13 protein-coding genes and 1 riboswitch are annotated in these 11251 nt (G+C 74.6%); of the genes, 6 read left to right on the top strand and 7 right to left on the bottom strand.

Annotation, left to right across the window (positions count from 1 at the left end; genetic code table 11):
- The first annotated feature begins 88 nt into the window (after positions 1-88).
- The 4 genes from recO to SM573_RS29265 all read left to right on the top strand — a co-directional run bounded on the left by recO (position 89) and on the right by SM573_RS29265 (position 2340).
- Complete coding sequence (recO, locus tag SM573_RS29280) at positions 89-889, top strand: DNA repair protein RecO (RefSeq protein WP_474614537.1); 801 nt, start codon at positions 89-91, stop codon at positions 887-889.
- 41 nt (positions 890-930) lie between these two features.
- Entirely contained in the window at positions 931-1707 is a 777-nt protein-coding gene (locus SM573_RS29275; RefSeq protein ID WP_474617549.1) for an isoprenyl transferase, read from the top strand.
- Positions 1708-1786: 79 nt separating this feature from the next.
- Complete coding sequence (locus tag SM573_RS29270) at positions 1787-1972, top strand: hypothetical protein (RefSeq protein ID WP_474614536.1); 186 nt, start codon at positions 1787-1789, stop codon at positions 1970-1972.
- Between the two features lie 137 nt (positions 1973-2109).
- On the top strand, positions 2110-2340 hold the full coding sequence (locus tag SM573_RS29265; protein WP_474614535.1) for a thioredoxin reductase: 231 nt from the start codon (positions 2110-2112) through the stop codon (positions 2338-2340).
- Between the two features lie 3 nt (positions 2341-2343).
- On the opposite strand, the gene gndA is transcribed toward SM573_RS29265, so the two are convergent.
- Both gndA and SM573_RS29255 read right to left on the bottom strand, forming a co-directional pair.
- A complete protein-coding gene (gene gndA / locus SM573_RS29260) occupies positions 2344-3786 on the bottom strand; it encodes an NADP-dependent phosphogluconate dehydrogenase (protein ID WP_474617525.1) in 1443 nt (480 codons plus the stop codon).
- Positions 3787-3898: 112 nt separating this feature from the next.
- A complete protein-coding gene (locus SM573_RS29255; RefSeq protein WP_474614533.1) occupies positions 3899-4195 on the bottom strand; it encodes an MTH1187 family thiamine-binding protein in 297 nt (98 codons plus the stop codon).
- A 317-nt stretch (positions 4196-4512) separates the two neighbouring features.
- On the opposite strand from SM573_RS29255, the gene SM573_RS29250 reads away from it, so the two are divergent.
- Entirely contained in the window at positions 4513-4800 is a 288-nt protein-coding gene (locus tag SM573_RS29250) for a hypothetical protein (RefSeq protein WP_474617524.1), read from the top strand.
- 54 nt (positions 4801-4854) lie between these two features.
- On the opposite strand, the gene SM573_RS29245 is transcribed toward SM573_RS29250, so the two are convergent.
- The 5 genes from SM573_RS29245 to SM573_RS29225 all read right to left on the bottom strand — a co-directional run bounded on the left by SM573_RS29245 (position 4855) and on the right by SM573_RS29225 (position 10142).
- Positions 4855-5367 (bottom strand): hypothetical protein, encoded by a 513-nt coding sequence (locus SM573_RS29245; RefSeq protein WP_474617523.1) that lies wholly within the window; start codon positions 5365-5367, stop codon positions 4855-4857.
- The gene (locus SM573_RS29240) at positions 5364-7055 is read right to left on the bottom strand and encodes a PHP domain-containing protein (RefSeq protein WP_474617522.1); all 1692 of its coding nucleotides are present in this window, start codon (positions 7053-7055) and stop codon (positions 5364-5366) included. The genes SM573_RS29245 and SM573_RS29240 overlap by 4 nt, the downstream gene beginning before the upstream one ends.
- 134 nt (positions 7056-7189) lie before the next feature.
- On the bottom strand, positions 7190-7990 hold the full coding sequence (locus SM573_RS29235; protein WP_474614529.1) for an energy-coupling factor transporter transmembrane component T family protein: 801 nt from the start codon (positions 7988-7990) through the stop codon (positions 7190-7192).
- A complete protein-coding gene (locus tag SM573_RS29230; RefSeq protein ID WP_474617521.1) occupies positions 7987-9453 on the bottom strand; it encodes an ABC transporter ATP-binding protein in 1467 nt (488 codons plus the stop codon). The genes SM573_RS29235 and SM573_RS29230 overlap by 4 nt, the downstream gene beginning before the upstream one ends.
- Before the next feature lie 98 nt (positions 9454-9551).
- Positions 9552-10142, bottom strand: coding sequence for an ECF transporter S component (locus tag SM573_RS29225; RefSeq protein WP_474614527.1), 591 nt, complete (start codon positions 10140-10142; stop codon positions 9552-9554).
- A gap of 75 nt (positions 10143-10217) precedes the next feature.
- Positions 10218-10322, bottom strand: a riboswitch (TPP riboswitch).
- A gap of 73 nt (positions 10323-10395) precedes the next feature.
- Here SM573_RS29225 and SM573_RS29220 point away from each other — a divergent pair.
- Positions 10396-11226: an alpha/beta fold hydrolase gene (locus SM573_RS29220; protein WP_474617520.1), complete on the top strand. Its 831-nt coding sequence runs from the start codon at positions 10396-10398 to the stop codon at positions 11224-11226.
- The last annotated feature ends 25 nt before the right edge of the window (positions 11227-11251 follow it).

Raw genomic sequence — 11251 nt, 5'->3', positions numbered from 1 at the left:
GGCCGGAGCCGTCCGAGCCGCATCGGGGATTGTCCGCGTCCGCACCCCGAACCGACCCTGATTTCGCACCCCGAGGGAGAATGGCCCGATGGCCGGGTACCGCCGACAGCTCTACCGTGACGACGCGGTGGTGCTGCGCGTGCAGAAGCTCGGCGAGTCCGACCGGATCATCACGCTGCTCACCCGCCGGCACGGCCGCATCCGCGCCGTGGCCCGGGGCGTGCGGCGCACCACCAGCAGGTTCGGTGCCCGCCTGGAGCCGTTCGGGCACGTCGACCTCCAGCTCGCCGGTGACCCCAAGGGCAACCACGGCAGCTCGCTGCACACGGTGAGCCAGGTCGAGGGCATCGACCTCTACGGCAAGCGGTTCCTCGGCGACTACCCGCGTTACACCGCGGCCAGCGCGATCGCCGAGACCGCCGAGCGGCTCACCCCGGTCGAGCGGGAGCCGTCGCTGCGGCTGTTCCAGCTCACCCTCGGCGCCCTGCGCGCGCTCGCCGAGGGCGGTCACGACACCACCCTGGTGCTCGACGCGTACCTGCTGCGGGGGATGGCCCTGGCCGGTTGGGCGCCGGCCCTGACGGCGTGCGCCGTCTGCGGCACACCCGGGCGGCACCGCGCCTTCTCCGTGCCGGCCGGGGGAGTGGTCTGCCCGGACTGCCGGCCGCCCGGCGCGGCCCACCCGGCGCCGGCCACCGTCGACCTGATGTCCGCGCTGCACCACGGCGACTGGCGGGTCGCCGACGCCGCCGAGGCCGGTGTACGCCGGGAGTGCAGCGGCCTGGTGGCAGCGCACCTGCAGTGGCACATGGAGCGCGCGCTACGCTCGCTGCCGCTGGTAGACCGTGGTGCTCCGGCGCCCGGCACCGATGGCGCGAGCAGGGAGTAGAGCAGGTGATCCGTACCACGAGGGCCGGCCGGCGCGAGCCGGTGCCACCCACCCCGCACCCGTCGGGTGCCCGCCCGCCGGCGCTGCCCCGGGAGGCGCTGCCCCGGCACGTCGCGGTGGTGATGGACGGCAACGGCCGGTGGGCCAAGGAGCGCGGGCTGCCCCGCACCAAGGGCCACGAGGCGGGGGAGTTCTCCCTCTTCGACACCATCGAGGGCGCCATCGAGCTGGGCGTTCCCTACCTGTCGGCGTACGCCTTCTCCACGGAGAACTGGCGGCGCTCGCCGGACGAGGTCCGCTTCCTCATGGGCTTCAACCGCGACGTGATCCGCCGCCGCCGCGACCAGCTGGTCGACCTCGGCGTCAGGGTGGTCTGGTCGGGCCGGGCCGGACGGCTCTGGAAGAGCGTCATCTCCGAGCTCCAGACGGCCGAGGAGATGTCCCGGGGCAACTCGACGCTGACCCTGCAGTTCTGCGTCAACTACGGCGGGCAGGCCGAGATCGGCGACGCCGCGGCGGCGATCGCCCGCGACGTGGCGGCCGGACGCCTGGACCCGGCCAAGGTCAACGAGAAGACCGTGGCGAAGTACCTCTACCACCCCGAGGTCCCGGAGGTGGACCTGTTCCTGCGCCCGTCGGGCGAGCAGCGGACGTCCAACTTCCTGCTCTGGCAGAGTGCGTACGCCGAGCTGGTCTTCCTCGACACGCTGTGGCCCGACTTCGACCGCCGGCACCTGTGGTACGCCTGCGAGCTGTACGCGCAGCGCGACCGGCGCTTCGGCGGCGCCCTGCCCAACCCGGTCGCCCCGCCGGCCTGAGAACGGCCGCCGGACGACTACCTGGCCGTCACGCTGGGTATCACCCTCCGCAGGAGCCACTGACGGAGGTGAAACCCACATGATCCAGAAGCGCATCGCCCAGTGGGCGCTCATGGCGGTCGCCGTGCCGCTGGCCGCTGCCGGCGCGCGCCGGCTGAGCCACGCGGTGGAGGCCCGTCGCGGTCCCTCCGGATTGAGCCGCCTGCTCGCCAAGGGCGCCGACATGCTGCGCCCCCAGAAGGCCAAGCGCCGCCGCCTCTGGTGACGCCCGCCGCCGTGCCCGCTCCACCGCTGTCGAGGGTGGGGCGGGCGCGGCGTTGGCGGGGTGGGGCGGTGCGCGGCGGCCTACGATCCAGGGAGCGGGGCGTGTCGCGGGGGTGCGCCCGCGACACGGGGGTGGGCATGCGGGATCTCCGGTACGAGATGACAGCCGCGCTGGCCGACGCGGGCCTCGTCGACGCCGCGCAGCGGGAACGGGTCGCGGAGGTCTGCGCCGCGGTGGCCGAGCGCCACTGCGCGGAGCTGGGTCACACGCCCGCCGTCCGCTCGGGCGAGATCGGCGAGCTGGCCCACGGCGAGCCCGCGGCCGGTTGGGCCCCGACCCCGGCCGAGGAGACCCAGCGGGCGTGGTGAGGCTCAGGCCTCCACTTCGGAGCGGTCGCCGGCCCAGACCGTGTGGAACGTGCCGTCCCGGTCGACCCGCTGGTAGGTGTGGGCGCCGAAGTTGTCCCGCAGACCCTGGATGAGCGCGGCCGGCAGGCGCTCCGCGCGCAGCGCGTCGAAGTACGCGAGCGACGAGGAGAACGCCGGCGTCGGCACCCCGGCGCGGGCCGCGTCGGCCACCACCCGCCGCCAGCTCGGCACACCAGCGCTCACGGCGTCGGCGAAGTAGGGCGCCACGAGCAGCGTCGGCAGGTCCGGCTGCCCGTCGTACGCCTCGCGGATGCGGTCCAGGAAGCGGGCCCGGATGATGCAGCCGCCCCGCCAGATGGTCGCGGTGCCGCCCAGGTCGATGTTCCAGTCGTACTCCCGGCTGCCCGCGCGGATGTGGTCGAAGCCCTGCGCGTAGGCCACGATCTTCGAGGCGAGCAGCGCCCGGCGGACGTCCTCGATGAACGCCGAACGGTCGTCCACCTGCCATGTCGCGCCGCCGCCCGAGAAGGCCCGGCGGGCCGCCTCGCGCTGGTCGGCGTGGCCGGAGAGCGAGCGGGCGAACGTCGCCTCGGCGATGCCGGTGATCGGGATGCCGAGGTCGAGCGCGCTCTGCACCGTCCACCGGCCGGTGCCCTTCTGCTCCGCCCGGTCCAGCACGATGTCGACGAACGGTCGGCCGGTGGTCGCGTCGGCGTGCGCCAGCACGTCCGCGGTGATCTCGATGAGGAAGGACTCCAGCTCGCCATCGTTCCAGCCGCGGAAGATCTCCGCGATCTCCGCGGGCTCCGCGCCCAGACCGGCCCGCAGCAGGTTGTACGCCTCGGCGATGAGCTGCATGTCGGCGTACTCGATGCCGTTGTGCACCATCTTCACGAAGTGGCCGGCGCCGTCCGGGCCGATGTGCCGGCAGCAGGGCACGCCGTCCACCTGGGCGGCGATCTTCTCGAAGATCGGGCCCAGCTTGCGGTAGGACTCCTCGGAGCCGCCGGGCATGATGCTCGGCCCGTGCAGCGCGCCCTCCTCGCCGCCGGAGACGCCGGTGCCGACGAAGTGCAGCCCGTGCTCACGCAGCGCCTCCTCCCGGCGCCGGGTGTCGGCGAAGTGCGCGTTGCCGCAGTCCACCACGATGTCGCCCGGCTCCAGCAGCGGGACCAGCTCGTCGATGACGGCATCGGTCGGCGCGCCCGCCTTCACCATGACGATCACCGCGCGGGGGCGTTCCAGCGAGGCGACGAAGTCGGCCAGCGACTCGGCGGGGACGAACGTCCCCTCGCCGCCGTGCTCCGCGACCAGCCGCCGGGTGCGCTCCGGCGAGCGGTTGTGCACCGCCACGGCGAATCCGTTGCGAGCCAGGTTGCGGGCCAGGTTGCGGCCCATGACCGCCAGCCCGGTAACCCCGATCTGCGCCCTCGCCTGCTCAGCCATCCGCGCCGCCACCTTTCGCTGTCGCCGTTCGCGTCTCGAACCTAACCCCGCCGCGGCCGTCGCGCGCCAGTGATCGACATCGCGTCACCGTCGGTGTGGGTGGCGGCTGCGCTCAGCGCTCGGCGAGCCGCGCCTCGACGCGGGCGACCTTGCCGGTGAGGGCGTCCGTGACCCCGGGCCGGACGTCGGCCTTGAGCACCACGCTGACCCGCGGCGCCTGCGCGGCCACCGCGTCGACGGCCCGCTTCACCACCGCCATCACCTCGTCCCACTCGCCCTCGACGGTGGTGAACATGGCGTCGGTCCGGTTCGGCAGGCCGGACTCGCGGACCACCCGGACCGCCTCGGCGACCAGGTCGCCCACCGAGTCGCCGACGCCGAGCGGGGTGATCGAGAACGCGATCAGCATGGGCCGATCGTAAATGGGATGCGCGCGCGCCCGGGCGTCGGTTAGCGTGCCGTCATGCGCTGATGACGCCCCACCTCCGAGCCGGCCCGCCGCCCCGAGCGGCCGCGCGGTCCGTGCGCTCCCGGGCGTCCGCATTCCCACCCTCCGCCGTCGCCGGCGGTGCTCGTCGTGGTCGGTCGATCCCGGGACGAGTCCCTGTCCGTTCCGACCGTGGCTGTTCGCCAGCCCGGTTCCCGTCCAGCCGTGACCGGTCGGTTCCGGCGCCGGACACCCGGCGTCGCCGAGACCTCGGCCGGTTCGCGGGAGAGGAGGCCCGGATGCCTGCCAAGCGCGATGCGAAGAAGTCCCGCACGACCCGTCCCACCCGGAAGATCGAGGATGCGATTCCGACCGACCTCGGTCGGTTGTCCGCCGTGCCGCGGCTGCCGCTCGGTGCGCCGTCTCCGGGCGACCACCCGGTCGTGCCGGCCCTGCCGGACGGCGGGGCGGCGTTCCGGTCGGTTCCGCCGAAAGCCGGTCCGCCGGCCGCGAAGGGGCGCTCCGGCGGCGGCCGGAGCAGCCAGACCGCGGGTCAGCCCCGCCGGTACGCCTTCCGCCGCAGCTGACCGCCGGGTGAGCGCGGGCGCGGTCCGCCATCCGGCTCGGACCGCGCCCGGTGCTCAGTGGTCGGCGCAGCAGGGCGTCGGGTCGGGCACCTCGAACGGGGCGAGGCCCCCGCCGTGGTGCGGCATGGCCACCAGCACCAGCTCACCGTCGCGCCACTCGGGGCGGACGAAGTCGCGGGTGTCCAGCGGCACCTCGGGTCCGGCCTCCGCCGAGCCGAGCACCACCACGCGCGCGATCGCGCTCGCGGCGAGCAGCTCGCCGACGGTGAGCGTCCCGACCAGCCGGTCCACGCCCGGATAGCGCACGGCCCGGCCGGACCGGCGGGCCTCGTGTGCGGCCGCCGCCCGGGCCGCGGCCTCGCGCAGCTCCGGTGGGGTGGTGGGCAGGTCGGCCAACCGCCCGGTGGCCGCCGGCACCCCCAGGCTGAGCGCCACGTGCGGGTACGGCGCGGCGACCAGGTGGGTGCAGGCCACCAGATCCGGCAGGCCGAGCGGCACGACGTGCGCGGCCAGCCAGTGCTCCGCCTCCCGGACGGTCCGGTGGCCCAGGCTGAGGCCGAGGATCACTGCGGCAGGACCCAGATGGGGTTGGCGTAGAACCACAGGTCCTCCCACGGGTCCGCGGCGCCGGTGACGTCCAGCGCCGGGCCGAACGGGTCGACCGCCGCGCCCATGAGGCCGGGCTGGCTGCGCTTGCCGTCGGTGCCCCGGATGCGCAGGTAGAACGGCTCGTCCACCCGGCCGAAGGCGTGGGTGAACGAGACCCGGCCGGTGCCCTTGGCCACCTCGAAGGACTTCACCACCCTCGTGTTCGGGGCGGTGAAGGCGTCCCTGTCGGCGACCGGACCGGTCACCCGGCCGGCGATCACGTCGACCCGCGCGAGGACGGGCACGAACTGCGACCAGTTCGGGATGTCGGCCAGGTCGATGTCGATCGTCACCTCCACGCGCGTGCCGCGCTTGACCCGCAGCACGCCACCGAGCGGCGTACCGGAGTTGCGGCGGCGGTCGCCGGCCACCCGGGCGCGGACGTCGAGCGCCTTGATCAGCCCACCGTGGTCCACCCAGACCCGGCCAGCCCGCAGACCGTCCATGACGGCGCGGTAGCTGAACGCGCTCGCACCCACGTGCGTACGGCTGTACTGGCCCGGCCAGTAGTCGCCGGCCGTGGTGAGCAGCGGCCCGTACACCGGGTCGTCGTGCCTGCCGTTGCGGTCGAAGTCGCCGTCGGGCCCCCGCTGGGCGGTGTCCAGGTAGTTGACGTGCGAGTCGGAGTTGGCGCTGATCCACCACGCCCGGCCCTCGGCGAGGAGGCTGTCCCAGAGGCCGCCGACGGTGGAGGTCATCCAGTCGAAGCCGCCCCAGGTGCGGTAGCTCTCCAGCGGGTAGCCGGGGAACGACGCGGCGGACGGGTTGTTGTCGTAGTAGCCGCGGTTGCGCCCGCCGCCCGGCAGGCCGGCGGCCTGGTGACCGGGGGCGCCCTCCATGCCGATCGCCACGGTCGGGTCGGCGTCCCGCCAGGCGCGGATCTCGTGCGGCGAGTCGATGCCGCGGCGGGCCGGGTGGTTCGCGAGGAAGAGCGCGCCCTCGACCCGGCGCCGGCGCACCGCCTCGCCGAGGAACTTGATGCCGGCGATGGCGAGCGCCTCGTTGGCCGGGGTGGAGTCGCCCGCGTTCCTGACGCTGCCGTCGAAGGCGTTCTCGAACTCCTTGAGGACGGCGACCTCGTTGCGTCCCGGGTGGACGAAGACGGTGGCGTGCTCGGCGGCGGGGATGTTCCACTCCAGGCCCTGGTAGATCAGCAGGTCCTTGAGCTGGCCGCGGGCGGCGACGATGTCCGGGTTCACCTTCTCCACGCCGATCTTGGCGTGCGCGGCGCTGCCGTGGTCGGTCACGACCATCCAGTCCAGCCCGTACGCCCGGGCGTGGCGAGCCTGGTCGACCACCCGGTACATCGCGTCCGAGCTGTACTGGGTGTGGATGTGGTGGTCACCGGCCAGCCACTGGAACTCGCCGGTGCGGCCGTGGTCGCCGCCGGGCCCGTGGTCGTGGTCCCCCGCGAAGGCCGGGGTGCCGCTGGCCAGCACGGTGGTGGCCGCGCCGGCGCCCAGCAGGCCGGCGCTGCGCAGGAAGCCGCGCCGGCTGAGGTCGGCGGGCGCGAGTTCCGCGTCCGGGACGCCGAGGTCCAGCGCCGGGGGTACGTCGCCGCCGGCTGCCGAGTCGTGATCGTGATGGTGCGCGTGGCCGTGGCCCATGTGCTGCTCCAGTCTGATCAGGAGAGTTGTCCGCCGGACAATCTCGTCCCGCCAGGGGAACAGCGCGTGTCCCGCGCGAGGCGCACATGCGAACATGCGCCTCCGAGCATGTCTGCGTCGCGGGCCGCGCCGACTCAACCGACCAGGGGGCGGAAGGTGCCGAGGAGCACGCTCACGGTCAGCGCGGCGGCGGCCAGGGCCACCGCGCCCGCCACCAGGAGGGTGTCGCCGGTGGTGAACCGTTGCCGGCGGGCGACCGTACGCGCAGTGCCGGAGTCGAAGCCCCGCGCGTCCATGGCGACCGCGAGCCGGGTGCCCCGGCGGATCGCGCCCACCAGCAGGGCGAACGCGGTCGAGACGAAGAGCCGGAGCTTCGCCACCGGGTTGCGCCCGGCGTCGACGCCGCGTGCCCGGCGGGCCATGCTCAGTGCCTGCCACTCCTGCCCGAGCAGCGGCACCAGCCGGAACGCCGCCAGCGCGCCGATCGCGAACCGGGCGGGCGCCTTCGCGTTCTGGATCAGCGCGTCGGCCAGGTCGGTCGGGTCGGTGGTGGCGAACACGATCACGCCGGGCAGCGCCACCGCGAACATCCGCAGCACGAGGCCGAGCGCGGTGAGCAGCACGCCCGAGGTGACCACGACCGGGCCGGCCTCGACCAGCACCCGCCCGGAGCGCTCGGCCGCGAAGAGCACGAGGGTGACGACGATGCCGAGGGCGCTCGCCAGCAACGGCCAGGCCCGGCGGGCCAGCACCCGGTAGCGCACACCGAAGAGCGGCAGCAGGGCCAACTCGACGGCGATGGCGATCGCCGGTGCCACCGGGTCGAGCGTGGCGACCAGGACGAACGAGAAGAGCAGCGCGGCGGCCAGCTTCGCCACCGGGTTGCGCCGGGCCAGGGGCGCTCCCGGCACCGCGACCGGTTCGAGGCTGATCACGGCTGCTCCCCGGGGTTGGCCGGCGGTGCGGCGTCCTCGGGGCCCCGCCGTGGTCGTGCCAGGGTGACCTGCCGGTCGGCCAGCGCGGCGACGAACTCCGCGTCGTGGGTGACGGTGACCACGCCGTGCCCGGCGTCGCGCAGGCCGGCGAAGAGGTCCACCAGCTCCAGCCACGTGCGCCGGTCCTGGCCGAACGTGGGCTCGTCGCAGACCAGCAGCCGGGGGGCGGTGGCCAGGGCGGTCGCGACACTGAGCCGCCGCGCCTCGCCGCCGGAGAGGGTGTACGGGTTGGCGGCGGCGAGCGTGGTCAGCCGCAGCCGGTCGAGCAGGTCGGCCACGGTGGAGCGCACCTCCGCCTCGGGGCGGCCGGTCCGGCGTGGTCCGAGGGCCAGCTCGTCGAAGACGGTGGTGGTGACGAACTGGTGCTCGGGGTCCTGGAAGACCGAGCCGATCCGGGTGGCCAGGGCCGGGGCGCGCCAACGGTGCGGTGCGGTGCGGGCGTCCCGGCCGGCCAGGTCCGGGCTCGCCGTCACCCGGCCGGTGCCGGGCCTGAGCAGCCCGCCGAGCAGCAGGGCCAGGGTGGACTTCCCGGCCCCGTTCGGGCCGAGCACGGCGAGCGCCTCGCCGGCGCGTACGTTCAGGTCGGTGGCGGCCAGGCGGGGCGGGAGGCCGAGCCGGTCGGCGGTGAGCAACAGGGGACCGGGGGCGGTGGCGGCGCGGCGCGGCGCCACCGTGCGGCCCGGCACCCACACCCCCTCGGCGGCGAGCGCGTCGCCGTGCGTCTCGAAGACCCCCGCGGGGCTGCCGTCGGCGCGGACGCCGCCACCGGGCTCCAGCACGACCACCCGGTCGACCAGCGGCAACGCCTCGGCCACCCGGTGCTCGACGAGGATGAGCGTGGTGTCGGCGTCCAGCGCGGCGGCGACGGCCGAGCGGACCAGCGCGGCGCCGGCCGGGTCCAGGTTGGCGGTCGGCTCGTCGAGCAGCAGCAGGCCCGGCCGCAGGGCGAGCGCCCCGGCCAGGGCGAGCCGCTGCTGCTCGCCGCCGGAGAGCGCGGCGGTGGGCCGGTCGCGGTGGTACGGGAAGCCGACCCGGCGCAGCGCCTCGTCGACCCGGGACCAGATCTCGTCGCCCGGCACGCCCCGGTTCTCCAGCCCGAACGCGACGTCGTCGCCGCAGCGGGCCATCACCAGTTGGCTCTCCGGGTCCTGGAAGACGACGCCGACCCGCTCCCGCCCCTTGCGGGGGTCGAGTCCGTCGATCTCGACGGTGCCCTCCTGCTCCCCGGAGTCCTCCGGCAGCAGCCCGGCGAGCGCGGCCAGCAGAGTGCTCTTGCCGGCGCCGGAGGGGCCGAGCAGCAGCACCCGCTCGCCGCTCTCGATCCGCAGGTCCACGCCGCGTACCGCCCAGCGCTTGCGCCCGGCGTGCCGCCACCCGAACCCCCGCAACGTCACCGCGCTCATGACACACCTCCTCCCGGCCTGGGCCGCATGATCAAGAGGTTTGCGTCAGGGTCGCGGCCCTCGTTGACGCAAACCTCCTGATCAACGGGGGCGGAGGGTCAGATGGCGGTGCGTTGGCGGCCGGCGGGGAAGCGGTCCAGGACGCCGGTGTTCGCCAGGGCACGGGTCAGCGCCCAGCCACCGACGCCGGCCACCACCGTGGCGCTCACCACGGTCAGCAGCGCGTACGGGATCCGGTAGCTGGTCAGGTCCGTCTCGACGTTCCAGTAGACGAAGTCGAAGATCGCCGCGCTGATGCCGGTGAGCGCCCCGGCCAGCAGGGCCGCCGGCAGCCGGAACGAGCGGTAGCGGAACGCCGCGAAGGCCAGCTCGGCGCCCACGCCCTGCATCAGGCCCTGGACGATCGTGATGCTCGCCCACTGGCTGCCCAGCAGGGCGGAGAGGATCGCGGCCACCGTCTCGCAGTAGAGGGCGGCGCCGGGCTTGCGGATGACCAGGCCACCCAGCACGGCCGGGACGAGCCACACCCCGTAGATCAGCGTCTGCGCCGGCGGGAAGAAGGCGAAGGCGGCGTCCGTGGCACTCCAGACCAGGTTCCAGGCCCAGAAGATGACGCCGAAGGCGACGGCGATCACGGACGCGACGACGATGTCGATCGTCCGCCAACGGTTGCTGTCGGTGGTTGCCATGTGATCACTCCCAGTTCGACCAGAGGAACCAGGAGAAGACGCACGCCGCGCCCGGTGTCACCGGACGGCGGCGCGGCTGGAGGTCGACCGAACTCCCTGCGCTGGCATTACCCAGATCAGGTTCGAGGGTCTGCGGGCGTGCCCGCACTCTCAGCGCTGTGCGCTCCCCTGTCGGATGTGAAGTTGGTACGCATGACGCTAGCACCGCCGGCGGGGACAGGCGATGCCGCCCGACCTGGGTAGGCTGCCGATCATGCGCATCGACGCCCGGGGTCTGGAGTTCGCGGTACGCGCCGGCGGCCCGGCGGGCGGTGCGCCCGCACTGTTGCTGCACGGTTTCCCGCAGCACGGCGGGGAGTGGGACGAGGTGACGCCGGTCCTGCACGCGGCCGGGCTGCGCACGTACGCGCCGGACCAGCGCGGCTACTCGCCCGGTGCCCGACCGACCGAGGTCGGGGCCTACCGGCTGCCGGAGCTGGTGGCCGACGCGGTGGCGCTGCTCGACGCGCTGGACGTGGAGGCGGCACACCTCGTCGGCCACGACTGGGGTGCGGTGGTCGCCTGGGCGGTGGCCGCGGCCCACCCCCGTCGGGTCCGTACGCTCACCGCGGTCTCGGTGCCGCACCCGGCCGCCATGGCGCACGCGCTCGCGCACGACCCGCGGCAGAAGCTGCGCTCGTCGTACATGGCCCTGTTCCGCCAGCCGGGCAAGGCCGAGACGGTGCTGCTCGCGATGCGCGCGGTGGCGCTGCGCCGGCTGCTCTCCGGGGTGGGCGACGCCACCCGGGTGGCGTCGTACGCGGAGCCGATGCGGGAGCCGGGCGCCCTGACCGGGGCGCTGAACTGGTACCGGGCGATGTCGGGCGCCGACCTGCGCGCGGTCGGGCCGGTGAGCGTGCCCACCACCTTCGTCTGGAGCGACCGGGACAGCGCGATCGGGCGCGCCGCCGCCGAGGCGTGCGCCGGGCACGTCACTGGCGACTACCGCTTCGTGGAGCTGGCCGGTGTGAGCCACTGGATCCCGGACGAGGCGCCGGGGGCGCTGGCCGAGGCGATCCTGGCCCGGGTCGGTGGGACGGCCTGAGCGGCGGGGGACAGGCGGCCGGCCG

The sequence above is a fragment of the Micromonospora xinjiangensis genome (assembly GCF_056150165.1).
Note: the sequence above shows the minus strand (reverse complement) of the source record. Positions and strands in the feature narration are given on the sequence as shown.

What these genes read in the sequence shown, in the direction of transcription:
- recO (WP_474614537.1), top strand. Translation starts at nt 89, where the DNA reads ATGGCCGGGTACCGCCGACAGCTCTACCGTGACGACGCGGTGGTGCTG.
- SM573_RS29270 (WP_474614536.1), top strand. Translation starts at nt 1,787, where the DNA reads ATGATCCAGAAGCGCATCGCCCAGTGGGCGCTCATGGCGGTCGCCGTG.
- SM573_RS29265 (WP_474614535.1), top strand. Translation starts at nt 2,110, where the DNA reads ATGCGGGATCTCCGGTACGAGATGACAGCCGCGCTGGCCGACGCGGGC.
- gndA (WP_474617525.1), bottom strand. Translation starts at nt 3,786, where the DNA reads ATGGCTGAGCAGGCGAGGGCGCAGATCGGGGTTACCGGGCTGGCGGTC.
- SM573_RS29255 (WP_474614533.1), bottom strand. Translation starts at nt 4,195, where the DNA reads ATGCTGATCGCGTTCTCGATCACCCCGCTCGGCGTCGGCGACTCGGTG.
- SM573_RS29250 (WP_474617524.1), top strand. Translation starts at nt 4,513, where the DNA reads ATGCCTGCCAAGCGCGATGCGAAGAAGTCCCGCACGACCCGTCCCACC.
- SM573_RS29240 (WP_474617522.1), bottom strand. Translation starts at nt 7,055, where the DNA reads ATGGGCCACGGCCACGCGCACCATCACGATCACGACTCGGCAGCCGGC.
- SM573_RS29230 (WP_474617521.1), bottom strand. Translation starts at nt 9,453, where the DNA reads ATGAGCGCGGTGACGTTGCGGGGGTTCGGGTGGCGGCACGCCGGGCGC.
- SM573_RS29225 (WP_474614527.1), bottom strand. Translation starts at nt 10,142, where the DNA reads ATGGCAACCACCGACAGCAACCGTTGGCGGACGATCGACATCGTCGTC.
- SM573_RS29220 (WP_474617520.1), top strand. Translation starts at nt 10,396, where the DNA reads ATGCGCATCGACGCCCGGGGTCTGGAGTTCGCGGTACGCGCCGGCGGC.